The sequence below is a fragment of the Neisseria sp. CCUG17229 genome, assembly GCF_047839235.1.
Lineage (GTDB): Bacteria > Pseudomonadota > Gammaproteobacteria > Burkholderiales > Neisseriaceae > Neisseria > Neisseria brasiliensis.
Window position 1 is genome coordinate 133,538 of record NZ_CP181247.1, and the last position, 26,466, is coordinate 160,003.

The window sequence follows — 26,466 nt, forward strand, 5'->3', positions numbered from 1 at the left end:
TTTGATTTTGAAAGGTGATTATGACCGAATCTTTACACCAATGGGTGAATGCCATCAACGGCCCGCTGTGGAACGGCCTGATTTTCTTATTGCTGGGTGCGGGTTTGTTTTTTACCGTAGCGACCGGCTTTGTCCAATTTCGACTGTTTGGCCGCAGTGTGAAAGAAATGCTGGGCGGCCGCAAGCAAGGTAGCGATCCGCACGGGATTACGCCGTTTCAAGCGTTTGTGACCGGTTTGGCCAGCCGCGTGGGGGTGGGCAATATTGCCGGTGTGGCGATTGCCATCAGTGTTGGCGGTCCGGGTGCGGTGTTTTGGATGTGGATAGTGGCCTTAATCGGCATGAGTTCGGCCTTTGCTGAATCGTCGTTGGCGCAGCTGTTTAAAATCCGCGATTACGACAACCATCATTTCCGCGGCGGTCCGGCGTATTACATCACGCAGGGTTTGGGTCAGCGTTGGTTGGGCGTGTTGTTTGCCTTGAGCCTGATTTTCTGTTTCGGCTTCGTGTATGAAGCGGTGCAATCCAATACCATCGTGGCGGCGACCGAAGTGGCATGGGGCTGGAACAAACACGTGACCGGCGTGGCCTTGGTGATTCTCACCGCACCGGTGATTTTTGGTGGCATCCGCCGCGTGGCGAAGCTGGCCGAAGCAATTGTGCCGCTGATGGCGGTATTGTATCTGCTGCTGGCGCTGTATATCGTGTTCAGCAATCTGAACATGATTCCGCAAGTCTTCAGCATGATTTTTGCTGATGCGTTTAAAGTCGATGCGGCCGGTGGCGGTTTGCTCGGTGGCCTGATTTCGCAAACCATGATGATGGGCATCAAACGCGGCCTGTATTCCAACGAAGCAGGTCAGGGTTCGGCACCGAATGCGGCCGCTGCGGCGGAAGTGAAACATCCGGTGTCGCAAGGCATGATTCAGATGCTGGGCGTGTTTGTTGATACCATTATCGTGTGTTCGTGCACTGCGTTTGTGGTGTTGGTGTCGGATGTGCACGGTGGCGATTTGAGCGGTGTACAACTCACTCAAGCGGCGATTGTGGCGCAAGTGGGTGACTGGGGCGCGGATTTCTTGGCCGTGATTCTGTTTATGTTTGCCTTTTCGACCATCATCGGCAACTACGCTTATGCCGAATCCAATGTGCAATTTATCAAGAGCAATTGGCTGATTATGGCCGTGTTCCGCATGGGTGTGCTGGGTATGGTGTATTTCGGCGCGGTGCAGAGTGTGCCGCTGGTGTGGGACATGGCCGATATGGCGATGGGTACGATGGCATGGATTAACTTGATTGCGATTTTACTGTTGTCGCCGCTGGTGTTCCTGCTGCTGAAAGACTACACCGTCAAATTGAAAATGGGCAAAGAGCCTGAATTCAAATTATCGGAACATCCGGGTTTGAAACGCAAAGTCAAATCGGATATTTGGTAAGAAGAATAAGCAAAGGCCGTCTGAAACGTTTCAGACGGCCTTTGTGATAGGTTGTTGGGAAAGCTTAAGGCGAAGTCAGTCGTTTATTCTCATCAGTATTTGAGATAAAGCGATGCGCCGCAAAACATCCAATGTATAGTCGATTCAATCGGGAATGCGGTTGAAGATAATAAAAGGCCGTCTGAATTTCAGACGGCCTTTTTTAATCAACTCACTTAATCTTTCACAAATGACACACCGTTTAATTGCGAATTCAAAATCGCGGCGCGTAAAGCGGTCAATGCTTTCGGGCGCACGAAATTGCGGCGGTAGGCCAACACCACACGGCGGTTGGGCGCAGTTCCTTCAAACGGAATGATGCTGAACAACAAATGATCGTTTTCCGTCAGGGCAGTGGCCGGCATCACGCTGATGGCCAAGCCGCTGGCGACCATGTGGCGGATGGTGTTGATAGAGCTGCCTTGCAAGGTATTGGTCAAACCTTGGATTTTTTGCTTGGCAGCCAATTCCGAGCAGCTCGACAATACTTGGTCGCGCATGCAGTTGCCTTCGGTCAAGAGCAAGACTTGTTCTTCGGCCAACATGCTCGGGGTGATGGCATCCAGTTCTTCAAACGGATGGCCTTTGGGCACAATCACGAAGAATGGTTCGTCATACAACGGCTCGGTCACAATGCCCGGCTCTTGGAAAGGTTCCGCCACCACGATGGCATCTAAATCGCCGCGTTTGAGCGATTCGGTCAGCGTGTAGGTGTAGTTTTCTTCGAGCATCAGCGGCATTTTCGGCGCGGTGTCGCGCAGTGAAACAATCAGCTTCGGCAACAAATAAGGAGCCACGGTGAAAATCAGGCCCAACTTGAATGCGCCTTCCAATTCGTTTTGCTCTTCGTTGGCCAAATGCTTGATTAAATCGGCTTCTTCCAACACGCGGCGGGCTTGGGCAACGATGCGTTCGCCCGCTTCGGTGGTGATGATGTCGTTGCTGCTGCGGTCAAACAGTGAAACCGACAACTCTTCTTCCAGCTTTTTAATCGCAATGGAAAGGGTAGGCTGGCTGACAAAGCAGCGTCGCGCTGCGCGGCCGAAATGGCGCTCTTGGGCAACGGCGACGATATAACGCAATTCGGTTAAAGTCATTCAGCGGCCTTTTTTTGTTCAGGCAGGGTGATGTTCAGTTCAAGAACGTCCAAGCCGTCTTGTTTTTCTTGGGAAATGCGGATATCGTCTAAGGAAACGTTGACATACTTAGACAGCACTTCCAGCAGCTCTTTACGCAGCGTCGGCAGGTAATCCGGCGCACTGTTACCGTTTTCATTGGCGCGCTCTTGCGCAATGATGATTTGCAGACGGTCGCGTGCTACTTCGGCGGTTTTCGGCTTTCGGCCAAACAGGATATCTAACAAAGACATGGCTTAACCTCCGAACAAGCGTTTGAAGAAGCCTTTTTTCTCTGCTTCGAGGAAACGCATTTCGCGATTTTCACCCAGCAGACGGGCAATCACGTCTTTATAGGCTTCAGCAGCTGCCGCGCTGTTTTGGTGAATCACCGGTTCGCCGGCATTGGAAGCCTGTAACACGTTTTGTGACTCAGGAATCACGCCTAACAACGGAATGCGCAAAATGTCGCAAATGTCTTGTACTGACAACATTTCGCCTTTTTCCACGCGCTCAGGTGAGTAGCGGGTAATCAGTAAATGCTCTTTGACTGTGTCACCTTGTTCGGCTTTACGTGATTTGCTTTGCAAGATACCCAAGATACGGTCAGAGTCGCGCACGCTTGATACTTCAGGGTTGGTGGTGATGATGGCTTCGTCGGCAAAATACAAGGCCATCAGTGCACCTTGTTCGATACCGGCAGGCGAGTCGCAGATGATGTATTCGAAGCCCATTTTTTTACCGGCCAATTCTTCCATCACTTTTGCTACGCCTTCGCGGCTTAGGGCATCTTTGTCGCGGGTTTGTGAAGCCGGCAGGATAAACAGGTTTTCGCAGTTTTTGTCTTTAATCAGGGCTTGGTTCAGTGTGGCTTCGCCTTGGATCACGTTGATCAAGTCGTACACAACGCGGCGTTCGCAGCCCATAATCAAGTCAAGGTTACGCAAGCCGACGTCGAAGTCGATGACGGCGGTTTTGTGGCCGCGTAAGGCCAGACCGGTTGCAATACTGGCGCTGGTGGTGGTTTTGCCCACGCCGCCTTTACCTGAAGTTACCACAATAATTTTTGCCACGATATTTCCTTTTCAGATACTCAAATTTAAGATTTTAAAACATTATTCGGTGTCGATTGCGCTGATAACCAAGCGGTTGTCTTGCAATGAAACTTGCACCGCGCGTTTGTGCAGGTGTTCGGGTAAATCCTGCTCGAAATTGCGGTAAATGCCGGCCACGGAAACCAATTCGGCCTGCATGGAATGGATGAAAATGCGTGCATTGGTGTCACCTTTGGCACCGGCCAAGGCACGGCCGCGCATAGGGGCGTAAATGTGGATGTTGCCATCGGCAATCAGTTCCGCGCCTTGGCTGACGATGCCGGTGACGATTAAGTCACCGTTTTCTGCGTAAACTTGTTGGCCCGTGCGCACAGGGGTGCTGATTAATATGGTCGGATTGCTGATGACGGTGGTGGATACGGCTTGAATGTCGGCCGGTTGCAATTGTGGTGGTTGAGGCGTATCCGATTTCTCACCACGGCTGAACACCAAATGATAGCGTGTGGCATAGTCGGCCCATGCTTCATTGTCGTGACGCAAGCCCAAAATCTGCATGCCGTAGCGGGCAAACAGCGAAATAACCGCAGCCAAATCCAATGATTCCGGGTGTTCGAAATCCTGCATATCCAAAACAAACGGTACAATTTCCAGACCTTGGTATTGACCGGTACGCTGGCGTAGAAACTCTTCCAGTTCAGTCAAATCTGTGGTATGCAGATGAATAGCCAACACATCCAATCGTGCCGACTTAACGTCAAACGCGGGTTTCATAGTGAGTAAACAATAAAAAAATTTAATGGCGTAAGTTTACCGTGTTAATCTAAGCTATTCAATCCGTTTAGGCCGTCTGAAATGAAAAAAATATTCCATATCGTAGGCGCAGGTCGCGTCGGACAAACTTTTGCCACTTTATTGAGCCGTCATCCCGAGTGGCAGCTTTCCCATATCGTCAGCCGCAGCCTGCCGTCGAATGCTTTTGGCGCAACGGTTTTGGCAGATATGGCCAATTTGCCGCCGGCGGACGTGGTCATCATCGCCACGCCGGACAATGCCATCGAAGCCACCGCCGAATGCCTAGCCCGTGAGGTGGAATTGACGCCGCAAACTGTGGTGTTGCACTTGAGCGGCGCCAAAACCATACAGGTTTTACAAGCGGTTACGACGCGTGGTGCGTTGGCGGGCAGCCTGCATCCGGTGTTTGCTTTTGCCGATGTCGAACACTCGGTAGCCAATCTGGCCGGAAATTTGTGCGCCATTGAAGCGGAGCAGACGCAAGCTGTCGAGATTTTGCAACAATTGGCCGAGGCGTTGGGTTTAACTGCGTTTGCGCTGCCGTCTGAATATAAAGCGCGTTACCATGCGGCTTTGTCGGCGGCTTCCAATTTCAGCGTGACATTGGCCGCGTTTGCCCAAGACCTGCTTACGCCTTTAGCGCTGCCGGAAACCTTATCACGCCGCTTGGTCGGCAACTTAATGCAGCAGAGTATTAATAATTTGGGCAAGCTGCCCCCATTGCAAGCCCTAACCGGCCCGATTGTGCGCGGCGACGACAGCACGGTTGTAGCGCACTTGGCGGCCATGACGGCAGAAGAGCAGGCGGCTTACCGTGCGTGGGCGCAGGCGACCTTGAATTTGGCCGCAGCAAGATTGGATAAACAATCGGTAGAAAAAGTTCAGACGGCCTTACATTCAGGAAGCGAATCTGTTTGAGGCCGTCTGAACATATTGGTGCATGATGGTTAATGCGCTGTTCGATTTAAACGTAATTAAGGCCGTCTGAAACCTGACAAATGGTTTCAGACGGCCTGGATTGATTAGTTAACGCATCAAATTAGTTTTGCGGCATTGGCGGCATATCAGGACGTGGTTCGCCTTGCATGTTTGGCTGACCCTGTTGGCCGCGTTGGGCTTTGCGGTCGGCACGTTCTTGTTGGCGTTTTTGCTGGTTTTCCAGCAATTGTTTTTGCTGTTTGGCGGTCAACACTTGGAAAATGTCGTGGCGCTCTTTCAAGCGTTTTACTTCCATGTCGGCCATGCGTTGTTTGCGCTCAGCAGCGTGTTGTTCAAATTCAGCCTGACGCTCGTTAACCAAGCGGCGGGCAGCGGCTTCGTCGAAGTTTTTACCGGTAATCAAGGCTTGCTCGGCGGTGCGGCGTTGTTGCATTTTTTGTTGGAACTCAGCACGTTTGGCGGCATCAACGGTCGGGCGCTTGTCGGCTTGTTGCGGGCGGTTGGCTTCCATAATTTTTTGGATTTGCGCTTTTTGTTTGCTGCTCAAATTCAATTCTTGCAAATCGCGCGGCAATTCGCCTTTTTGATGCATTTTCTGACCGTGTTTGTGCATGTGGCCCTGTTTGGCCGGACGGCTGTTTTGTGATACGGCATCAGCGGCAGTGGCCACACCGGCCAAACCGATTAAAGAAGCAGCGGCAACGGCAATATATTTTTTCATCATGGGGTTGGTCCTTCGAAAAGTGTTTTATGAAGTGTTTTTGGGGAGAAACAAGATGAAACGAATCATATCGCCTGCAGCGGTTAATGAGTGTGCGGCTTAGGTAAACCCTGTTTGCAGATGGGTTATGGATTGTGTAAAGAGCGCACGAAAACGTAAGCGGCCATATTTTGATTGCTGTCACCATCTTAAATACATTTCTTCGCAGTAAACTGCTTGGATAAGTAAGCTATCTTGATGATATTTATTCGGTTTCTATACCGCGTTCACTGCACATGACACATTAAATTCAGTTTTTATCTAACACTTAGGCCGTCTGAAAAAATCATCAATCAGTTAATTTTCTGGTATTCAAGTTAAATAAAAACAGCGCCTCGCTAAGCGATGCGCTGTGTAGTCTTATTTGCTGCATATTAATGATGGATGTCCAACACTTTAGCAGTGTGGCTGATGATTTCTTCGGCAAATTCAGGGTTGTCGTTCAGTTTCACGCCATAGCCCGGAATCAGCTCTTTGATACGGCCTTGCCATGCATCTTTGTGTTGCGGGAAGCATTGGTTAACCAAACGAATCATCAGCGGTACAGCAGTTGACGCACCCGGTGACGCACCCAAAAGGGCAGCCAAAGAGCCGTCTTCGTGCATCACCAATTCGGTACCGAATTGCAATACGCCGCCTTTTTTGTTGTCTTTCTTAATCACTTGCACGCGTTGACCGGCGGTAATCAGTTCCCATTCGTCAGGATTGGCGTTCGGGTAGTATTCCATCAACGAGGCAATGCGCTCTTCTTTGGTTTTGCGCAATTCGCCCAGCAGATATTTGGTCAGCGGCAGGTTGTCCCAGCCGGCACGCAAAATCGGCAACAGGTTGTCGCGGTGAATCGACATCGGCAAGTCCATCATCGAGCCTTGCTTCAGGAAGTTGGGTTTGAAGCCGGCATACGGGCCGAACATCAAATGGCGTTTGCCGTCCACATGGCGGGTATCCAAGTGCGGTACCGACATCGGTGGCGCACCGACCGAAGCTTGGCCGTACACTTTGGCATTGTGGCGCTCGGATGTTGCTTCGTTGTTGTTGCGCAGGAACAAGCCGGATACTGGGAAACCGCCGTAGCCGCGGCCTTCCGGAATACCAGATTTTTGCAGCAGCGACAAGGCGCCGCCGCCTGCACCCAAGAAGACAAAACGGGTGCGTAGAGTGAGTTTTTGGCTTTTGTCGCGCGTGTCGTATGTTTTGATTGCCCATGCGCCGTCGGCTTCGCGGTTGATTTCTTCCACATGGCGGTTGTACAGTAATTTCACGCCGCGGCTGGTCAGGTTTTCAATCATTTGGCGGGTGATGTTGCCAAAATCGACGTCGGTACCTTCAGCGGAGTAGTTGGCGGCAACCGGTTGGCCTTCGTTACGGCCTTCAATAACCAATGGGGCCCATTCGTGGATTTTGTTGCGGTCGGTCGAGAATTCCATTTTCTCGAACAATTTTTGTTTTTTAAACGCGTCAAAACGTTTCGGCAGGTAGGCACAATGGTCGTCGGTCATCACAAACGACATATGCGGCACGCTGTTGATAAACGAATTGTCGGCCAATTTGCCTTCGCTGACCAACGTTGCCCAGAATTGGCGGCTGATCATGAATTGTTCGGCAATATTCAACGAACGTTCAGGGTCGACCGTGCCGTCGCTGCCCAGCGGGGCATAGTTTAATTCACATAGAGCCGAATGGCCGGTGCCGGCATTATTCCAAGCGTTGGATGATTCTTGCGCGATATCGTCAAGGCGTTCGACAATGGTGATTTCCCAAGAGGGTTCGAGTTCTTTGAGCAGAATACCCAAAGTGGCACTCATGATTCCTCCACCAACCAATACAACGTCAGTTGCTTCAGCCATGGTTATACTCCTAAAGGATAGGCAATGATTTGCCTTTATGATTATTCCGTATCGGTGCTGTCTGTGCATAGACAGATTGTTAACAACGTATATCCTTAGAATTTAGTAGATTTCGCACAGAAATGCAAAGATTTTATGAAAGGAATCAGTGGATTCGATGATACAAAGGCCGTCTGAAACATTCAGACGGCCTTGTCAGATAAGGGATTGATTGCTTATATATGAAAAATCATTAACATCGAAAAATTTTTAGATTTTCAAAAAAAGTCAAAATTGGTAAGCGTAGCGGTATTATCAATTACACAATAATCGCGCCGAGTGAGTCGGTCGGTTTGAATGCCGCCAATACACCTTCAATGATGCCGACAATAGTCGGAATACCGGTCCAGCAGAATACCGCGTAAAACAAACCCATCCACACGCGGCCGGCACAGAATTTATGTACGCCAAACGAACCAAACAATAAAGCCATGGCAATATAAAGTGCTTTATTACAGGTGTGGGGATAAGATGCAGCATAAGAAAAAGACGTTTGCATAATACTTTCCTTAATCGATTGTTCTTGTTTTCAACAATCAGTATATAGGGGATAAAGTGGCAGACTCAAGGCCGTCTGAAACAGGTTTACTTGAATTTATGCGTGTTTACGAAAAGATTTGAATCAAACTTAATTGAGAAATAAGTTTCACTTACATAACCAAAAATTATTTGGCCGCGAATAAAAATTCTTTTGTACGGCGGTAATAAACGGTTACATTGCGCGATTATTTGTTTTCCAACGGCATAACCATGAGCGACAACCGCGATTTTTTCCCCACGAAATTTTGCAAGATACGATTATCAAAAGCCAAAACAAATCCATGGCCAGCGTGAAAATGTTGAGTATTCTCAGCTTTTTGGGCGGTGGTTATGTCGGTTTCAGCTATTTGGCTTATTTGAAAGTGGTCAGCGGCATTCCGGCTGAATGGGCGGGCTTGGCGGCTTTGTTAGGCGCGGCGGTGAATTGGCCACCGGCAACATGATGTTGATGTCGCTCGGTTTCTTAACCAAAAAAGTATCGGTGAAATTATTGGCGCGCAACTGGTTGATTGTCAGCTTGGGCAACTTGGCCGGTGCGGTGGCGATGGCGTATTTCCTTGGTCATTATGTCGGCTTGTCGGAAGGTGCGGCGGCTGCCAAAACCATGGCGATTGCGCAAGCCAAAGTGGATATGGATTTCGGTCGTGCCTTTATTTCCGCCATTGCGTGTAACTGGATGGTATGTATGGGCATTTGGTTTTACTTCGGATCGAAATTTACCTCCGGCCGTATTTTGGCGATGTGGTTCCCAGTGATGATTTTCGTGTTGATCGGTTTCCAACACTTTGTGGCTAATATGTTTATTATTCCTGCCGGTATTTGGGCGGGCGCAGATGTGACGTGGGGACAGTTTTTCCTGAACATGATTCCCGTGTTTTTGGGTAACGTGGTTGGCGGTTCGTCATTTGTCGGCGCGTCTTACCTGTATGCCTACAAGCATTTGTTGAAAGAAGATTTTTCGATTTAAGCGATACATGACAAACGGCGTTTGCCCTGAGTGGGTAAACGCCGTTTTGCTTTTGAGGCCGTCTGAAAATTTAAAACTTCAATTCGCCCCGTTCCGAAACAAAACCATCTAAAGCAATATCGTGCGGCTCAATCGGCAATTCATCAACCAATTGGCAGCCGAAGCCCACGCCTAGGGTTTGGGTGTGCAAACGGTATTTCATCTGCGCCAAAGACGCATCATAAAAACCGCCGGCTTGCCCCAAACGATAGCCGCGTTTATCAATGCCGACAATCGGTACCAGCAAGATATCCAAGCGATGCACGCGCCGTTTTTCGCCGGTAAATTGCGGAATCAACAATTTGGCTTGGCCGCGTTTGCGTTCGGGCTGCTGCGTTTTATTGGCAAGATAACGCGTAAACCACAAGCGGCGGCTGTGTGACTCGATATAAGGCAGATAGAGTTTCGCGCCGCGCTTTAAGGCCGTCTGAATAAAATCGTCCAAACGCAATTCCTTGCCAATCGGCCAATACACGCCGATGTGGCGGCCTTTTTTGATGTGGCGCTTCAGCAGGCGGTTGATGGTTTGCGTGGCGGCCGCACGTTCGGTTGGATGCATGTGCGCCCGTGCGCGACGCAAGCGGCGGCGTAATTCGGTTTTATCAAGATTCATTAGGTTGCTCCGTTTGGGCGGATGGGGCGGATTTGCGGTAAAATCCGCTTCTCTTGTCATGAGGAACACGATTATGTGGCATATCGTCATTATCGGCTATTTATTTGTGGCGGTGATGTTTTCCGCTGCCCAGCCCAGCATTGCGCGAGCTTTGATTTACCTGCTTTTTTGGGCGGTGTTGCCGATGATTTTTTTATCATGGGTGGTGGTCACACGCCGGCGCAACCGCTTGATAAAACAGGCCGACCGCGCCGAAACCGAAGCCTTAAAGCAGAAAAAACAAGCGGCAGAGCAGGCGCAACATCCCGATTCGGAATAATTCACCGCAGCCATTCATCAGGCCGTCTGAAAAATCCGACAATACACGCAGCAAAAGCACGACATTTCCCTTTTCAGACGGCCTGTTATCCTATATAATTCTCGGGCTTTTGATTTTAAAAGCAAATTTCCATTTTTTAAACTATGCCCACTTTCGCCGAAGGGTGCTTGGCTGAAGCCAAGTTCTATGCGATTGAATGTGTGCTCTTAACCCTTTCAAATTTAAGGAATATTATGTCTCAAATTACCATGCGTCAGATGATTGAAGCCGGTGTTCACTTTGGTCACCAAACCCGTTTCTGGAACCCGAAAATGGAACAATACATTTTTGGCGCGCGCAACAAAATCCACATCGTAAACTTGGAAAAAACCTTGCCGATGTTCCAAGATGCGCAAGAAGCGGTTCGTCGTCTGGTTGCCAACAAAGGCACCGTATTGTTTGTCGGTACCAAACGCCAAGCACGCGAAATCATCCGTGAAGAAGCGACTCGTGCAGACATGCCTTTCGTTGACCACCGTTGGTTGGGTGGCATGTTGACCAACTACAAAACTGTAAAACAGTCTATCAAACGTCTGGAAGAAAAAACTGCTGCTCTGGAAAATGCTGCCGAAGCCGGTTACAGCAAAAAAGAAATTCTGGAAATGCAACGCGACGTTGAGAAACTGGAACGCTCTTTGGGCGGTATCAAAAACATGAAAGGCTTGCCTGACGCCATTTTCGTGATTGACACCGGTTACCAAAAAGGTACTTTGGTTGAAGCTGAAAAATTGGGTATCCCTGTGATCGCCGTTGTTGATACCAACAACAGCCCTGACGGCGTGAAATACGTGATTCCAGGTAACGATGACTCTGCAAAAGCCATCCGTCTGTACTGCCGCGGTATCGCCGACGCCGTTTTGGAAGGCAAAAACCAAGCCTTGCAAGAAACCGTTGCCGCTGCCCAAGCTGCTGCTGAGTAATACAGCGACGAAAGAGGGGCTTTTAGCCCCTTTTTTCAGATAATCAAGCGCGGCTTAAGTGCCGCACTTACCGATTCCAAATAAAGCTGATTGGCTTTATTTTCCTAAAAATTCAAGGAGTTTAACATGGCAGATATTACTGCAAAAATGGTTGCCGACCTGCGCGCCGCTACCGGTCTGGGTATGATGGAATGCAAAAAAGCGTTGGTTGAAGCCGAAGGCAACATGGAAAAAGCCGAAGAAATCCTGCGCATCAAATCAGGCGCGAAAGCCGGTAAATTGGCTGGCCGTACTGCTGCCGAAGGCGTATTGGCTTATGCCATCGAAGGCAACGTGGGCGCTTTGGTTGAAGTAAACTGCGAAACCGACTTCGTGGCAAAAGATGCCGGCTTTGTGGCCTTTGCTAACTCTGTGGCCAAAACTGCTGTTGCGCAAAAACCTGCTTCAGTAGAAGCCTTGAGCGAAGCCGTTGAAGCTGAGCGTAAAGAAATCATTGCCAAATTGGGCGAAAACATGTCTGTACGCCGTTTCGAATTGATCGACACTGCAAACCAACTGACTGCCTACATCCACGGCGCATTGGCGACTGAAGGTGTATTGGTTGAGTTCAAAGGTTCTGAAGATGTTGCCCGCAAAATCGGTATGCACATCGTAGCCGCTAAACCGGTTTGCGTTTCAGAAGCCGAAGTGGATGCCGAAACCGTTGAAAAAGAACGCCGCATCTACACCCAACAAGCCATCGAGTCTGGCAAACCTGCCGACATCGCTGAAAAAATGGTTGAAGGCCGTATCCGCAAATTCTTGGCAGAAATCACTTTGAACGGCCAAGCGTTCGTTATGAACCCGGATCAAACCGTGGCTCAATTCGCCAAAGAAAACGGCACCGAAATCATCAGCTTTGTACGTTACAAAGTAGGTGATGGTATCGAGAAAAAAGAAGTTGACTACGCTGCTGAAGTAGCCGCTGCTGCTAAAGTGTAATCAGCCATGAATAAGAAAGCACCTAGATTCATTCATATTGAATCAGGGTGCTTTTTTTTGAGAATTTTATTCAGACGGCCTGTTGATTTGTCATTTATAGGCCGTCTGCAAACCAAATGAGTGAAACACACGTTAAATCTATGCTTTGATTTATCCAAAGAAAAATACTAAAATTGCAGAGAATTCAAAGCGTTTATCCTTGTTGAAACACTCATTACGCATATCCCTATTTGTATCTTAAATGCCGTCTGAAAACCTAATCCGATGTTCAGACGGCCTCTGTAAACCCGTAAAGAAAAGGCATTCCCATGACCCAGCAAGTAAAATACAAACGCGTATTATTGAAACTCTCAGGCGAAGCCCTGATGGGTAAAGATGCGTTCGGCATCAACCGCGACACCATCATGCAAATTGTCGGCCAAGTCAAAGAAATCGTTGATTTAGGTGTGCAAGTCGGGATTGTCGTCGGCGGCGGTAATATTTTCCGCGGTGTATCCGCACAAGCCGGCAGCATGGACCGCGCCACCGCCGACTATATGGGCATGATGGCCACCGTGATGAACGCCTTGGCCTTGAAAGATGCCTTTGAATCATTGGGTTTGAAAGCCCGCGTGCAATCTGCTTTAAGCATGCAGCAAATCGCCGAAACCTATGCCCGTCCGAAGGCCATTCAGTATTTGGAAGAAGGCAAAGTGTTGATTTTCGCCGCCGGTACCGGTAACCCATTCTTTACCACCGATACTGCTGCAGCCTTGCGCGGTGCAGAAATGAACTGCGATGTGATGCTGAAAGCCACCAACGTGGATGGCGTGTACACTGCCGACCCGAAAAAAGACCCATCGGCCACCCGTTACGAAACCATCACCTTTGACGAAGCGCTGAACAAAAACCTGAAAGTCATGGACGCCACCGCATTTGCCTTGTGCCGTGAACGCAAACTCAATATCGTTGTGTTCGGTATCGCCAAAGATGGCGCGCTGAAAAACGTGATTTTGGGTGAAGACGAAGGCACATTGGTGCATTGTTAAGCCGTTGTTGCATAGCTGAATGCTTTATGAAAAGAGGCCGTCTGAAAAATTCTCAGACGGCCTTTTGATTGTGTTCAAGTTAAGCTAGATTAAATATCGGTTAAAAAACAAGGCCGTCTGAACGGTTTGGCTTGTCGGAATGTCTTAATAACGGTACTATTCAACGTTATTAAGCCGATTTGTGTGCCCAAAAAGCGCGTTTCAGACGGCCTGAGTCCTTATCTGTTTGATTTTAATAATAAGTGAGCTAAGAAATGATTAGTGATATTCAAAAAACTGCTGAAAGCAAAATGCAGCGTTCATTGGAAGTGCTGAAGGAAAACCTGTCTAAAGTCCGCACCGGTCGTGCGCATACCGGCTTATTGGATCAAGTGGAAGTGGAATATTGGGGCAGCATGGTGCCGGTGAGCCAAGTAGCCAACGTGACTTTGATCGACTCGCGCACCATCGGCGTGAAACCGTTTGAAAGCAATATGGCGGCTAAAGTGGAAAAAGCAATTCGCGATTCTAATTTGGGTTTGAACCCTGCCGCAGTGGGCGATTTGATTCGCGTGCCGATGCCGATGTTGACCGAAGAGCGTCGTAAAGACCTGATTAAAGTGGTGCGCAGCGAAGCCGAGGAAGGCCGCGTGTCTATCCGCAATGTGCGCCGCGATGCCAACGACCACATCAAAAAATTGTTGAAAGACAAAGAAGTACCGGAAGATGATGCACGTCGTGGTGAAGAAGCGGTGCAAAAACTGACCGATAAATACATCGCCGAAGTAGATAAAACTTTGGCTGCCAAAGAAGAAGATTTGATGGCCATCTAAATCCAAACATTAGGATTTGAAACAGACAGGGCAGTTTGCCCTGTCTTTGCAGTCGTTCTTCCAATGAGGCAAACATGAACAGCAGTACGCAGACAATTTTGGCGTATACCGACGTGCCACGTCACATCGCCGTGATTATGGACGGCAACGGCCGTTGGGCGAAAAAACGCTTTCTGCCCCGCGTGATGGGGCACAAACGCGGCCTTGATGCGCTTGAGACCATGGTGAAGCACTGTGCCGAAATGGGCGTGCAATACTTGACCGTGTTTGCCTTTTCAACAGAAAACTGGCGCCGCCCCGAAGATGAGGTTTCTTTTCTGATGGGGCTGTTTTTGCAGGCTTTGCAAAAGCAGGTGAAGCGTTTGCACGAAAATAATATGCGCTTGAAAGTGATCGGCAGCCGCGAGCGGTTTCATGCCGATATTGTGGCGGGGATTGAGGCCGGTGAGGCGCTGACCGCCGACAATACAGGCTTGACCTTGAGTATTGCCGTTGATTACGGCGGCCGCTGGGATATTTTGCAGGCGGCCAACAAGGTGGTGGCTGAGGGCCATAGCGAAATCACCGAAGCGCTCATCAGCCGCTATTTGATGCTGGGCGATGCGCCCGAACCGGATTTGTTTATCCGTACCGGCGGTGAAACCCGCATCAGCAATTTCCTATTGTGGCAGATGGCTTATGCCGAGCTGTATTTTACCGATGTGCTGTGGCCGGATTTCGACGAAAAAGCCTTAAGCGCGGCCATTGCATCTTTCCAAAACCGCGAACGCCGTTTCGGACGCACTTCCGAGCAATTGCCGGTAGAGCAGCAAAGGGGTTGAAACGATGTTGAAACAACGAATCCTTACCGCGCTGGTGTTACTGCCCGTGATGTTGGGCATGCTGTTTTATGCACCTGACGGCCTGTGGGCAGCATTTAGCGGCCTGATTGCATTGGTCGCCCTGTGGGAATATGCCCGCATGAGCGGCTTAACCAAAATCCAAATCAACCATTTCATTGTCGCCAGCCTGATTTTCGGCATCATCGCCTATTTAGGCGATTGGAAGCTGCCGAATGTGGTGTGGTATGCCGTGTTGGTATTTTGGCTGCTGATTATGCCGCTGTGGCTGAAGTATAAATGGACGCTGAAAGGCGGTTGGCAAGCGTATGCCACCGGCTGGATGCTGATGCTACCGTTTTGGTATGCATTAGTCGATCTGCGCCCCAGCCCTGAAAGTGCCGTATCACTGTTAGCGATAATGGGTTTGGTGTGGGTGGCTGATATTTTTGCCTATTTCACCGGCAAAGCATTCGGCAAAAACAAAATTGCCCCCACCATCAGCCCGGGAAAAAGCTGGGAAGGCGCCGTCGGCGGCGCAATATGCGTGGCTTTATACATGACTTGGGTATGGTATGCGGATTGGCTGGCGTTTGAAACCAGTTGGCTGAATGTGCTGTTGATTGGTTTCGTCTTGACTGTGGTGAGTGTGTGCGGCGATTTGCTGGAAAGCTGGCTCAAACGTGCCGCCGGTATTAAAGACAGCAGCAACCTGTTGCCCGGACACGGCGGCGTGTTCGACCGCGTGGACAGCCTGATTGCGGTCTTGAGCGTGTATGCCGCAATGATGGCAATTTTGAATTAAAGGCCGTCTGAACTGAAAACTATCTCATGGTTTTCAGACGGCCTATCCCTTTAAAGCAGTAAACATTTTATTCTATGCCGCCTGAACGTTTCAGACGGCCTAAGCAGAAATCAAACCATGACCACACAAGTTCTCACCATTTTAGGCAGCACCGGCAGCATCGGCGTCAGCACCTTAGACGTGATTGCGCGCCACCCTGATAAATTTCGCGTTTTCGCGCTGGCAGGGCACAAGCAGGTTGAGAAATTGGCAGCGCAATGTGTGCAATTTGCGCCTGAATATGCGGTGGTGGCCGATGGCGAACACGCCGCGAAGTTGCAAAACTTGCTGCAAGCCAAGGGCTGCAAAACCCAAGTGCTTTATGGTGCGCAAGCCTTGATTGATGTGGCGAGCGATGAGCAAGTCAGCGGCGTGATGTGTGCGATTGTCGGCGCAGCGGGTTTACCTTCCGCGTTGGCGGCAGCGCAAAAAGGCAAAACCATTTATTTGGCGAACAAAGAAACTTTAGTCGTCTCCGGTGCGCTGTTTATGGAAACCGCCAAAGCCAACGGCGCGATCGTGTTGCCGATCGACAGCGAACACAATGCCATTTTCCAAGTATTGCCGCGCGATTATCAAGGCCGTCTGAACGAGCATGGCATCCAATCGATTATTCTGACCGCTTCTGGCGGCCCGTTTCTCGAAACCGATTTGGTCGCATTTGGCAGCATCACGCCGGCGCAAGCGGTGAAGCATCCGAATTGGAGCATGGGGCAGAAAATTTCGGTCGATTCCGCTTCGATGATGAATAAAGGCTTGGAGCTGATTGAAGCACATTGGTTGTTTAACTGCCCGCCCGAGAAGCTCGAAGTGGTGATTCACCCGCAATCCGTGATTCACAGTATGGTGCGTTATCTCGACGGCTCGGTGCTGGCACAAATGGGTAATCCCGATATGCGCACGCCGATTGCCTATTGCTTGGGCTTGCCCGAGCGCATTGAATCGGGCGTGGGCGCGTTGGATTTCGGCAGCTTGTCGGCCTTAACCTTTAAAGAGCCTGATTTCAACCGCTTTCCGTGTTTGAAGCTGGCCTACGATGCCATGCATGCCGGCGGTGCCGCGCCTTGCGTGTTGAACGCCGCCAATGAAGTTGCCGTGGCCGCATTTTTGAACGGCAAAATTCGTTTTACCGACATCGCCAAAGTGGTGGCCGATTGTTTGGCACACAATGTTTCAGGCGGTCTACACGATATTGACAGCCTGCTGGCACAAGATGCGCATACTCGCATGCAAGCACAGGAATTTATTAACCGTTTAAAATAATGTTAAGACGGCATGTTTGTCATTAAGACCGTCTGAACACACCACATCAAAACATCAGGGGATTTTTTTGCAAACCTTATTAGCATTTCTCGTTGCGATTCTGATTCTGGTCAGCCTGCACGAATTCGGTCATTATATTGTGGCGCGTTGGTGCGGCGTGAAAGTGCTGCGCTTTTCTGTCGGATTCGGTAAGCCGTTTTTCACTAAAAAACGTGGCGACACCGAATGGTGTTTGGCGCCGATTCCGTTGGGCGGCTATGTAAAAATGGTCGATACGCGTGAAGGCAATGTGCCGGAACAAGACCTGCCTTATGCCTTCGATAAGCAGCATCCGGCCAAGAAAATTGCTATTGTCGCCGCCGGCCCGTTGACCAATCTGGCCTTGGCGGTGTTGCTGTATGGCTTGAGTTTTTCTTTCGGTGTGACCGAAATCCGCCCGTATGTCGGCATGGTCGAACCGGCCAGTATCGCCGCCAAAGCGGGTTTCCAGCCGGGCGATAAAATCCAGTCGGTCAATGGCACCGCTGTTGGCGAGTGGGGCGATGCGCAAACCGAAATTATTTTGAACGTGGAAGCAGGCAAGGTGGATGTGGCCGTTCAGACGGCTTCTGGGCAAGACGCAATGCGCGTGATTGACGCCGCCGGTACGCCGGAAGCGGGTAAAATTGCGAAAAATAACGGCAACATCGGCTTGTGGCCTTTTAAAATCACCAACCATGTCGGCTTCGTGCAAGAGGGCAGTCCGGCCGAGCAAGCCGGTTTGAAAACGGGCGATAAGCTGATCAGTGCCGATGGCCGCGAAATTGGCGAGTGGGCGGCTTGGGCGGAATTGTTCCGTGATAGTCCGGGCAAGAAGCTGGAAGTGGTGTATGAGCGCGACGGCCAAACCTTTCAGACGGCCTTACGCCCCAATACCGTAGAATTGAAAGACGGCACGTTAGTCGGTCGTGTCGGTGTGGCCGCGCAGCGTGATGAAGCGTGGGATAAGCAAGTTCGCTTCCAATATACGCCGTCGGTCGGCGAAGCCTTTCAAATGGGCTGGGATAAAATGGTCGGCTATTCGGCCACCACTTTGAAATTTTTCGGTAAGCTGATTACCGGCAACGCTTCGGCCAGCCATGTTTCGGGGCCGTTGACGATTGCCGATGTGGCCGGTCGTTCGGCTTCATTGGGCTTGCAGAGTTATTTGGAATTTTTGGCCTTGGTCAGCATCAGTTTGGGTATTCTCAACTTGCTGCCGGTGCCTGTTTTAGACGGCGGTCACTTGGTGTATTATACCGCCGAATGGATACGCGGAAAGCCGTTGAGCGAGCGCATTCAGGCCATCGGTTTACGATTCGGTCTGGCTGCCATGCTGATGTTGATGGCGGTGGCGTTCTTTAATGATATTAATCGTTTGTTTGGATAATTGTATGAAATTAAAACAGATTGCTTCTGCTTTGATGATGTTGGGTTTGGCGCCTTTGGCATTGGCCGATTTCACCATTCAGGATATTCGTGTCGAAGGTTTGCAACGCACTGAGCCGAGCACCGTGTTTAACTACCTGCCGGTCAAAGTGGGCGACAACTTCAGCGATGAGCGCAGTGAAGAAATCATCCGCAACCTGTATGCTACGGGCTTCTTTGACGATGTGCGCGTGGAAACCTTGGGCAATCAAGTGCTGCTGGCCGTGGTTGAGCGTCCGACCATCGCCACTTTGAACATCACTGGCGCGAAAATGCTGCAAAACGATGCCATCAAGAAAAACTTGGAAGCGTTCGGTTTGGCGCAATCGCAATATTTCAACCAAGCAACTTTGAATCAAGCCATTGCCGGCCTGAAACAAGAATACATGAGCCGCGGCAAACAGTCGGTAGAAATCAAGCCGACTGTGACTAAGTTGGCGCGTAACCGTGTTGCGATTGATATCGCGGTAGAAGAAGGTAAAACCACTAAAATCACCAACATTGAGTTTGAAGGCAACGAAAAATATTCTGACCGCAAGCTGATGAAACAAATGTCGTTGAGTGAAGGCGGCATGTGGACGTGGCTGACCAAAAGCAATCAATTCAACGAACAAAAATTCGCGCAAGACATGCAGCGCGTGAATGATTTCTATCAAAACAACGGCTATTTCGGCTTCCGCATTTTAGATACCGACATTCAAACCAACGAAGACAAAACCCAACAAACCATCAAAGTGGTGGTGGATGAAGGCGAGCGTTTCCGTTGGGGTAAAGTGCACATTGAAGGCGACACGCGCGAAGTGCCGAAAGAAGATTTGTACAAACTGCTGAAAATGAAAGAAGGCAAGTGGTACGAGCGCCAGCAAATGGTGACTGCACTGGAAGGCATTCAAAACCGCATGGGTAGCGCCGGTTATGCCTTTAGTGAAGTGAATGTGCAGCCGCAACCGAATCCGGAAACCAAAGTGGTGGATTTTGTGTTGCACATCGAACCGGGTCGCAAAGTCTATGTAAACGAAATCAACATCACCGGCAACAACAAAACCCGTGATGAAGTGATTCGCCGCGAATTGCGCCAAATGGAAGCCGCACCTTACGATACGTCTAAGCTGCAACGCTCTAAAGAGCGCGTGGAATTGTTGGGTTATTTTGACAACGTACAATTCGATGCCAAACCGGTAGCCGGCACGCCTGACCAAGTGGATTTGAACATGAGCCTGACTGAACGTTCGACCGGCTCGCTGGACTTGAGCGCAGGTTGGGTACAGGATACCGGTATGGTGGTTTCTGCCGGTGTGGCGCAGGATAACTTGTTCGGTACCGGTAAATCCGCTTCCGCCCGTTTGTCGCGCAGTAAAACCACGCTTAACGGCTCGCTGTCGTTTACCGATCCATACTTCACCCCCGACGGCGTGAGCTTGGGTTACGACATTTACGGCCGTAAATACGACCCACGTAAAGCATCTTCCAGCGCGAAACAATATCAAACCACTACCGTCGGCGGCGGTTTGCGCATGGGCGTGCCGATTACCGAATACGACCGCGTAAATTTTGGTTTGGCAGCCGAGCATTTGAAGGTGAACACCTATACCGGCGCACCGAAACGCTATCAAGAGTTTATGGAAGACCATACTGGTAGTGAAATCGGCAGCTACAAAGGCTGGCTGTACAAAGGCACCATCGGCTGGGGGCGCAACAAAACCGACAATGCCTTGTGGCCGACCCGCGGTTACCTGACCGGTGTCAACGGCGAAGTGGCCTTGCCGGGCAGCGATTTGAAATACTACACACTGACACACAATCAGACTTGGTTCTTCCCACTGAGCAAAGATTTAACCCTGATGTTGGGTGGTGAAGTGGGCTACGGCAACAGCTACGGTAATACCAAAACCATGCCGTTCTTTGAAAACTTCTACGGTGGCGGTTTAGGCTCGGTGCGTGGCTTTGAAAGCGGCACTTTAGGTCCGAAAGTGTATGACAAATACGGCGACAAAATCAGCTACGGCGGCAATAAAAAAGCCAACGTATCGGCTGAATTGTTGTTCCCAATGCCAGGTATTAAAGACGCGCGCACCGTACGTTTGAGCCTGTTCGCCGATGCCGGTAGCGTGTGGGATGGTAAAACCTATACTGATGAACACAACGATAATGGCAACAATGTCTATGGCTCAGGTGTTAACCACAAATCGACCTTTAAAGAAGAGTTGCGTTACTCTGCCGGTGCAGCGGTAACTTGGCTCTCGCCTTTGGGTCCGATGAAATTCAGTTATGCTTATCCGATTAAGAAAAAAGAAGGCGATGAAATCCAACGCTTCCAATTCCAATTGGGTACTACATTCTGATTCAGGCAGGCCGTCTGAAAACATTCAGACGGCCTAGGTTTCTCGCCACAAGAATGTAAAGGAATTGATGATGAAAAAATTATCGACAATCATCCGTTTGGGCGGCGCTGCGGTCTTGGGCTTTGGCTTGATGGCGCAAGCAGTAGCGGCCGAAACTGTACAGAAACTCGGCTTTATCAATACCGAGCGCGTGTATCTTGAATCTAAACAAGCGCAAGGCATTCAGGCTAAGTTGGAAAAAGAATTTGCCGGTCGCCAAAAAACCTTGCAAAAGCTGCAAAAAGAAGGTGCAGAGTTGGAGAAAAAACTGGCCGATAAAAGCTTACAAGGCCAAGCGCGCGAGCATGTTGCCAAGCAATGGGGTGACATGGTGCAGCGTTTCCGCCGCGAGCAAGCCGAATTGGCGGAAGACTACAACTTGCGCCGCAATGAAGAATTTGCCGCTTTGCAGCAAAACGCCAACCGCGTGATTCTTGAATTGGCTAAAAAAGAAGGCTATGACGTGATTTTGCAGGACGTGATTTACGTCAACAGCAAATACGACATCACTGACAGCGTGATTAAAGCGATGAATGCCCGATAGGGTTTCTTCAGACGGCCTTAAAAAATGATATAGGCCGTCTGAAAACACGAGGCAGTGATTGTTTTGCCGATTCAGACGGCCTATTGCGATTGGCCGCACATTATTTATTCTTCGCCGCTGACGTTGATGATTTCCAGCGTTTTAGCGGCCTGAAAGTCCCATCATGACTTCACAAACCTACACCCTTTCCCAAATTGTGGCCGAACTTGGCGGCGAATGGCGCGGCGACGATATTGCCATTGAAGCCGTGCGCCCGTTGACCGAAGCGCAGGCCGAACACATCAGTTTTTTGGCCAACCCGAAATACAAAGCCGATGTGCACGACAGCCAAGCCGGTGCGGTGATTGTGGCGGCCAAATCTGCCGATGAATTCAGCGGCCGTAATTTGATTGTTGCTGCCGACCCTTATCTTTATTTCGCTAAAGTGGCGCGCTTGTTTTCACCTATCGTGAAAGCCACCGGCGGTGTGCATCCGACTGCTGTGATTGAGCCAAGCGCGACCGTGCCGGCCAGCTGCGAAATCGGTGCCAACGTCTATATCGGTGCCAATACCGTTTTGGGCGAAAACTGCCGCATTCTGGCCAATGCCGTGGTCGAACACGACTGTACCTTGGGTGAAGAAACCGTGATTCATCCCAACGCCGTGATTTACTACGGCTGCACCTTGGGCAAACGCGTGGAAATCCATTCCGGCGCGGTTATCGGTGCCGACGGTTTTGGCTTGGCCTTTGCCGGAGATTCATGGTTCAAAATCCCGCAAACCGGCGGCGTGACCTTGGGTGATGATGTCGAAATCGGCTCGAATACCAATATCGATCGCGGTGCCATGAGTGACACCACCGTCGGCAACGGTACCAAAATCGACAACCAAATCCAAATCGGCCACAACTGCAAAATCGGTTCGCATACCGTGATTGCCGCCAAAACCGGCATTTCCGGCAGCGTGACCATCGGCAATTACTGCATCATCGGCGGCGGTGTCGGCACTGTCGGCCACATTGAAATTGCCGACAAAACCAACATCGGCGGTGGCACCAGCCTGACCCACAGCATCACCGAACCGGGGCAGCACATTGCCGGTATCTTCCCCGACATGCCGTATAAAGAATGGGTGCGCAACGGCGTACACATCCGCCATCTGAATGACATGCACAAGCGTCTCAAGCAGTTGGAAAAAACACTGAACACCGATAACCCAATCCACACTGATTCTGAAAAATAAAAGGAAAATCATGGACTTCACGTTACCGATTGAAGCAAAAGACATTCAAAAACTGATTCCACACCGCTACCCGTTTTTACAGCTCGACCGCATCACTGCTTACGAGCCGATGAAATGCCTGACCGCGATTAAAAACGTCACCATGAACGAGCCGCAGTTCCAAGGCCATTTTCCAGATTTGCCGGTGATGCCGGGCGTGCTGATTATCGAAGCCATGGCACAAGCTTGCGGCACGCTGGCCATCTTGAGCGAAGGCGGCCGCAAAGACAACGAATTTTTCTTCTTCGCCGGCATCGACAACGCCCGCTTCAAGCGCCAAGTGATTCCGGGCGACCAGTTGGTGTTTGAAGTTGAACTCATCACCAGCAAACGCGGCATCGGCAAATTCAACGCCGTGGCCAAAGTTGACGGCCAAGTGGCGGTGGAAGCCGAAATTATGTGTGCCAAACGCGTGGTATAAACCAAGCGTTGCCATTTATGCAGCAGACTAACAGGCCGTCTGAAGCTTTTCAGACGGCCTCATTGAAATAAGGAGCATAATATGTCTCTCATTCACCCAACCGCCATCATTGACCCGAAAGCGCAGCTTGATTCCAGCGTCAAAGTCGGCCCGTACACCGTAATCGGCCCGAACGTGCAAATCGGCGCCAATACCGAAATCGGTTCGCACGTTGTGATTAACGGCCACACCACCATCGGCGAAAACAACCGCATTTTCCAATTCGCCAGCTTGGGCGAAATCCCACAGGATAAAAAATACCGCGACGAGCCGACCCGCCTGATTATCGGCAACGGCAACACCATCCGCGAATTCACCACCTTCAACCTCGGCACCGTAACCGGCATCGGCGAAACCCGCATCGGCGACGACAACTGGATTATGGCCTACTGCCACTTGGCGCACGACTGCGTCATCGGCAACCACACCATTTTCGCCAACAACGCGAGCTTGGCCGGACACGTCACCATTGGCGATTATGTAATTCTCGGCGGCTACACGCTGGTGTTCCAATTCTGCCATATCGGCGACTACGCCATGACCGCGTTTGCCGCCGGCGTACATAAAGACGTGCCGCCGTATTTCATGGCCGCAGGCTACCGTGCCGAACCGGCCGGCTTAAACAGCGAAGGCATGCGCCGCAACGGCTTTACCGCCGAACAAATCGCCAGCGTCAAAGATGTGTACAAAACCATCTACCATCGTGGCATTCCGTTTGAAGAAGCTAAAGCCGACATTTTGAAACGCGCCGAAACCCAAAGCGAATTGGCTGTGTTCAAAGATTTCTTCGCCGAATCTACGCGCGGGATTATTCGTTGATTGCACGGCAAAAATATGCGCGAGGCCGTCTGAAACTTTCAGACGGCCTTACATTCACATTTCAAGTGCAACGCTCAAATGCCATTGGCAAGGGCTGCTGAAAACAGATCACCCGGTGTCTCATAGTCCAATGTCTTTCTCGGTCGGCGGTTAAGGGCCTCCTCAACCGCTTTAATCTTTTTAGCACCCAGTTTCCTAAAATCCGTCCCTTTGGGGAAGTATTGTCTGATCAGCCCGTTGGTATTTTCCACCAAGCCTTTTTCCCAAGAATGGTATGGACGGCAGAAGTAAGTTTCCGCACCCAGGGCTTTGGCAAAGGTTTTATGCCGGTAAAACTCTTTACCGTTATCCAAAGTAATCGTTTGAATGATATCTTTAAACGGCTTCAATGCCCGAATCACTACCCGGGCTACATCTTCTGCTTTGAAATTGCTGATTTTGCGGATAACGACAAATTTGGTTTTTCTTTCAACAGCAACCACCAGTCCGCTTTTTTGGTCTTTACCGACAATGGTGTCCATCTCGAAATCGCCGACCCGCTCTTTTTGATCGACAATGACAGGTCTGTGTTCAATGTCGGTTCTGTCCGGTACGCTGCCTTTTGTCCATGCACCGCTGCCGTATTTTCTGCGGTAGGGTTTGGAAACGATACGCAGATGGGTGTACAGGTCGCCGCCGTTTTGACGGTCTTTGGCGAGATAGCGGTAAAGGGTGCTGTGGTGCAGTTTGATGTGTTGATGTTTCAGCAGGTAGCCGCAGACTTGTTCGGGGCTGTATTTTTGGGTAATCAGTTTGTTAACAGTCTGTTTGACGGCAGTAGTCAGTTTGGTTGGCTTTTTGTTTTTCTTTTTAACTTCGCTTTGCTGTTGTGTTTTTCGGTAACAGTAGGTTCCGTTGACGGAATGCCGTCTGATTTCCCGACTGACGGTGGCGGGATGACAACCGATGTTCTGTGCGATTTGGTTTAGGGGTAGGTTGCGGTAATGTCTGGAAATGTAGTATCTTTGGTGTGAGGTCAGTTGTGTGTAGGCCATATTGCAATCTTTCTTGTCAGGAAAGGCAGTATACTACCGCATACTGGCCTTTTCTGTTATTGGAAATTGCACTTGTTAGGCGAATGTAAGGGCCTTTTCGTATCAATCTGTTAAAATAACCTCAACTTATCTTTCCATTTCAATCATGAAAACAAATCTAACCATCGCCATCTGCGTTGGCGAGGCTTCGGGCGATTTGCTCGGGGCGCATTTAGTCCGCGCGTTGAAACAGCGTTGCCCTGATGCAAAATTTATCGGCATCGGCGGCGAGCGCATGAAAGCGGAGGGCTTTGAGAGCCTGTATGACCAAGAAAAGCTGGCGGTGCGCGGTTTTGTTGAGGTGGTGAAACGCTTGCCGGAAATTTTGAAAATCCGCAAAGGGATTGTGAACGATTTAATCCGTATCAAGCCCGATGTGTTTGTCGGCATTGATGCGCCGGATTTTAACCTTGGTGTGGCGGAGAAACTCAAGGCGGCAGGGATTCCGACCGTGCATTATGTCAGCCCGTCGGTGTGGGCGTGGCGGCGCGAGCGGGTGAATAAGATTGTGCATCAGGTAAACAAGGTGTTGTGTCTGTTCCCAATGGAGCCGCAACTTTATTTGGAAGCGGGTGGGCAGGCGGAATTTGTCGGCCATCCGATGGCGCAAGCCATGCCGTTGGAAACTGATCAACAAGCGGCGCGGGTGCATCTGGGTTTGCCGTCTGACATTCCGGTGTTTGCCTTAATGCCGGGCAGCCGCGTGAGTGAAATCGATTATATGGCACCGATATTTTTTCAGACGGCCTTATTGCTGCTGGAAAAATATCCGCAAGCGCAATTTATTTTGCCAGTGGCCACCGCCGCCACGCGCAGCCGCTTGACGGAAATATTGGCGCAAACCGAGTTTGCCCATTTGCTGCTGACTTTGGTGGACAAGCAATCCGATGTGGTGTGTACCGCCGCCGATGTGGTTTTGGTGACGAGCGGCACGGCCACGCTGGAAGTGGCTTTGTGCAAGCGGCCGATGGTGATCAGCTATAAGATTTCGCCGCTAACGTATGCGTATGTGAAGCGCAAAATCAAAGTGCCGCATGTCGGCCTGCCAAATATTTTGTTGAACAAAGAAGCCGTGCCGGAATTGCTGCAACACGATGCCACGCCGGAGAAGCTGGCCGCTGCGGTAGCGCATTGGTATGACCATCCGGCAGCGGTGGCGCAGTTGAAACAGGATTTCCATGCGCTGCATGAGCTGCTGAAAAAAGATACCGCTGCGCTGGCTGCGGAAGCGGTGTTGGCGGAAGTGCAGGCCGTCTGAAAATTTGATACTTTAAAAC

26 protein-coding genes and 1 pseudogene are annotated in these 26,466 nt (G+C 50.3%); 18 read left to right on the forward strand and 9 right to left on the reverse strand.

Going from position 1 to position 26,466, the window contains the following annotated elements; translation table 11 throughout:
• Positions 1-20: 20 nt before the first annotated feature.
• Complete coding sequence (locus ACM67B_RS00645; protein WP_095503073.1) at positions 21-1,436, forward strand: alanine/glycine:cation symporter family protein; 1,416 nt, start codon at positions 21-23, stop codon at positions 1,434-1,436.
• Positions 1,437-1,651: 215 nt separating this feature from the next.
• On the opposite strand, the gene ACM67B_RS00650 is transcribed toward ACM67B_RS00645, so the two are convergent.
• From ACM67B_RS00650 to minC, 4 genes are read right to left on the reverse strand one after another with little or no spacing between them, the layout of a single operon-like run.
• Positions 1,652-2,572 (reverse strand): hydrogen peroxide-inducible genes activator, encoded by a 921-nt coding sequence (locus ACM67B_RS00650; RefSeq protein WP_095503072.1) that lies wholly within the window; start codon positions 2,570-2,572, stop codon positions 1,652-1,654.
• A complete protein-coding gene (gene minE, locus ACM67B_RS00655; RefSeq protein WP_095503071.1) occupies positions 2,569-2,844 on the reverse strand; it encodes a cell division topological specificity factor MinE in 276 nt (91 codons plus the stop codon). Before minE ends, ACM67B_RS00650 begins: the two co-directional genes overlap by 4 nt.
• 3 nt (positions 2,845-2,847) lie before the next feature.
• On the reverse strand, positions 2,848-3,663 hold the full coding sequence (gene minD / locus ACM67B_RS00660; RefSeq protein WP_095503070.1) for a septum site-determining protein MinD: 816 nt from the start codon (positions 3,661-3,663) through the stop codon (positions 2,848-2,850).
• 42 nt (positions 3,664-3,705) lie between these two features.
• On the reverse strand, positions 3,706-4,416 hold the full coding sequence (gene minC / locus ACM67B_RS00665) for a septum site-determining protein MinC (protein WP_416189733.1): 711 nt from the start codon (positions 4,414-4,416) through the stop codon (positions 3,706-3,708).
• Positions 4,417-4,497: 81 nt separating this feature from the next.
• On the opposite strand from minC, the gene ACM67B_RS00670 reads away from it, so the two are divergent.
• Positions 4,498-5,355, forward strand: coding sequence for a Rossmann-like and DUF2520 domain-containing protein (locus ACM67B_RS00670; RefSeq protein ID WP_416189734.1), 858 nt, complete (start codon positions 4,498-4,500; stop codon positions 5,353-5,355).
• Positions 5,356-5,476: 121 nt separating this feature from the next.
• On the opposite strand, the gene ACM67B_RS00675 is transcribed toward ACM67B_RS00670, so the two are convergent.
• The 3 genes from ACM67B_RS00675 to ACM67B_RS00685 all read right to left on the reverse strand — a co-directional run bounded on the left by ACM67B_RS00675 (position 5,477) and on the right by ACM67B_RS00685 (position 8,521).
• Positions 5,477-6,100 (reverse strand): Spy/CpxP family protein refolding chaperone, encoded by a 624-nt coding sequence (locus tag ACM67B_RS00675; RefSeq protein WP_416189735.1) that lies wholly within the window; start codon positions 6,098-6,100, stop codon positions 5,477-5,479.
• A gap of 410 nt (positions 6,101-6,510) precedes the next feature.
• Positions 6,511-7,983: a malate:quinone oxidoreductase gene (locus ACM67B_RS00680; RefSeq protein WP_416189736.1), complete on the reverse strand. Its 1,473-nt coding sequence runs from the start codon at positions 7,981-7,983 to the stop codon at positions 6,511-6,513.
• 298 nt (positions 7,984-8,281) lie between these two features.
• A complete protein-coding gene (locus ACM67B_RS00685) occupies positions 8,282-8,521 on the reverse strand; it encodes a TM2 domain-containing protein (RefSeq protein WP_416189737.1) in 240 nt (79 codons plus the stop codon).
• 217 nt (positions 8,522-8,738) lie between these two features.
• Here ACM67B_RS00685 and ACM67B_RS00690 point away from each other — a divergent pair.
• Positions 8,739-9,529 (forward strand): annotated as a pseudogene (locus ACM67B_RS00690) (formate/nitrite transporter family protein).
• A gap of 70 nt (positions 9,530-9,599) precedes the next feature.
• Here the strand turns inward: ACM67B_RS00690 and ACM67B_RS00695 are convergent.
• Entirely contained in the window at positions 9,600-10,181 is a 582-nt protein-coding gene (locus ACM67B_RS00695; protein ID WP_416189738.1) for a 5-formyltetrahydrofolate cyclo-ligase, read from the reverse strand.
• 73 nt (positions 10,182-10,254) lie between these two features.
• On the opposite strand from ACM67B_RS00695, the gene ACM67B_RS00700 reads away from it, so the two are divergent.
• From ACM67B_RS00700 to lpxA, 14 genes are all read left to right on the forward strand, one after another.
• Complete coding sequence (locus ACM67B_RS00700; protein ID WP_416189739.1) at positions 10,255-10,500, forward strand: hypothetical protein; 246 nt, start codon at positions 10,255-10,257, stop codon at positions 10,498-10,500.
• A gap of 233 nt (positions 10,501-10,733) precedes the next feature.
• Positions 10,734-11,459 carry a 30S ribosomal protein S2 gene (gene rpsB / locus ACM67B_RS00705; protein ID WP_095503062.1) on the forward strand — a complete coding sequence of 242 codons (726 nt, stop codon included), beginning with the start codon at positions 10,734-10,736 and terminating at the stop codon, positions 11,457-11,459.
• Between the two features lie 126 nt (positions 11,460-11,585).
• Positions 11,586-12,440, forward strand: coding sequence for a translation elongation factor Ts (tsf, locus tag ACM67B_RS00710; protein WP_416189740.1), 855 nt, complete (start codon positions 11,586-11,588; stop codon positions 12,438-12,440).
• 308 nt (positions 12,441-12,748) lie between these two features.
• On the forward strand, positions 12,749-13,468 hold the full coding sequence (gene pyrH, locus ACM67B_RS00715) for a UMP kinase (RefSeq protein WP_416189741.1): 720 nt from the start codon (positions 12,749-12,751) through the stop codon (positions 13,466-13,468).
• 254 nt (positions 13,469-13,722) lie between these two features.
• Entirely contained in the window at positions 13,723-14,280 is a 558-nt protein-coding gene (gene frr / locus ACM67B_RS00720; protein WP_095503058.1) for a ribosome recycling factor, read from the forward strand.
• A gap of 74 nt (positions 14,281-14,354) precedes the next feature.
• Entirely contained in the window at positions 14,355-15,101 is a 747-nt protein-coding gene (locus ACM67B_RS00725; protein WP_416189742.1) for an isoprenyl transferase, read from the forward strand.
• Positions 15,102-15,105: 4 nt separating this feature from the next.
• A complete protein-coding gene (locus tag ACM67B_RS00730) occupies positions 15,106-15,903 on the forward strand; it encodes a phosphatidate cytidylyltransferase (protein ID WP_095503056.1) in 798 nt (265 codons plus the stop codon).
• A gap of 117 nt (positions 15,904-16,020) precedes the next feature.
• Complete coding sequence (gene ispC / locus ACM67B_RS00735) at positions 16,021-17,205, forward strand: 1-deoxy-D-xylulose-5-phosphate reductoisomerase (RefSeq protein WP_416189743.1); 1,185 nt, start codon at positions 16,021-16,023, stop codon at positions 17,203-17,205.
• A gap of 67 nt (positions 17,206-17,272) precedes the next feature.
• Complete coding sequence (gene rseP, locus ACM67B_RS00740) at positions 17,273-18,613, forward strand: RIP metalloprotease RseP (protein ID WP_416189744.1); 1,341 nt, start codon at positions 17,273-17,275, stop codon at positions 18,611-18,613.
• A 4-nt stretch (positions 18,614-18,617) separates the two neighbouring features.
• Entirely contained in the window at positions 18,618-20,993 is a 2,376-nt protein-coding gene (gene bamA / locus ACM67B_RS00745) for an outer membrane protein assembly factor BamA (RefSeq protein ID WP_416189745.1), read from the forward strand.
• A 70-nt stretch (positions 20,994-21,063) separates the two neighbouring features.
• Positions 21,064-21,576, forward strand: a complete 513-nt coding sequence (locus tag ACM67B_RS00750) for an OmpH family outer membrane protein (protein WP_095503052.1) — start codon at positions 21,064-21,066, stop codon at positions 21,574-21,576.
• Positions 21,577-21,739: 163 nt separating this feature from the next.
• On the forward strand, positions 21,740-22,798 hold the full coding sequence (lpxD, locus tag ACM67B_RS00755; protein WP_416189746.1) for a UDP-3-O-(3-hydroxymyristoyl)glucosamine N-acyltransferase: 1,059 nt from the start codon (positions 21,740-21,742) through the stop codon (positions 22,796-22,798).
• Between the two features lie 10 nt (positions 22,799-22,808).
• Positions 22,809-23,258, forward strand: a complete 450-nt coding sequence (gene fabZ, locus ACM67B_RS00760; RefSeq protein WP_095503050.1) for a 3-hydroxyacyl-ACP dehydratase FabZ — start codon at positions 22,809-22,811, stop codon at positions 23,256-23,258.
• Positions 23,259-23,339: 81 nt separating this feature from the next.
• Positions 23,340-24,116: an acyl-ACP--UDP-N-acetylglucosamine O-acyltransferase gene (gene lpxA, locus ACM67B_RS00765; RefSeq protein ID WP_416189747.1), complete on the forward strand. Its 777-nt coding sequence runs from the start codon at positions 23,340-23,342 to the stop codon at positions 24,114-24,116.
• Positions 24,117-24,190: 74 nt separating this feature from the next.
• Here the strand turns inward: lpxA and ACM67B_RS00770 are convergent, their stop codons facing one another.
• Positions 24,191-25,150 carry an IS30 family transposase gene (locus ACM67B_RS00770; protein WP_416189748.1) on the reverse strand — a complete coding sequence of 320 codons (960 nt, stop codon included), beginning with the start codon at positions 25,148-25,150 and terminating at the stop codon, positions 24,191-24,193.
• A 145-nt stretch (positions 25,151-25,295) separates the two neighbouring features.
• On the opposite strand from ACM67B_RS00770, the gene lpxB reads away from it, so the two are divergent.
• The gene (gene lpxB, locus ACM67B_RS00775; RefSeq protein ID WP_416189749.1) at positions 25,296-26,447 is read left to right on the forward strand and encodes a lipid-A-disaccharide synthase; all 1,152 of its coding nucleotides are present in this window, start codon (positions 25,296-25,298) and stop codon (positions 26,445-26,447) included.
• Positions 26,448-26,466: the final 19 nt, after the last annotated feature.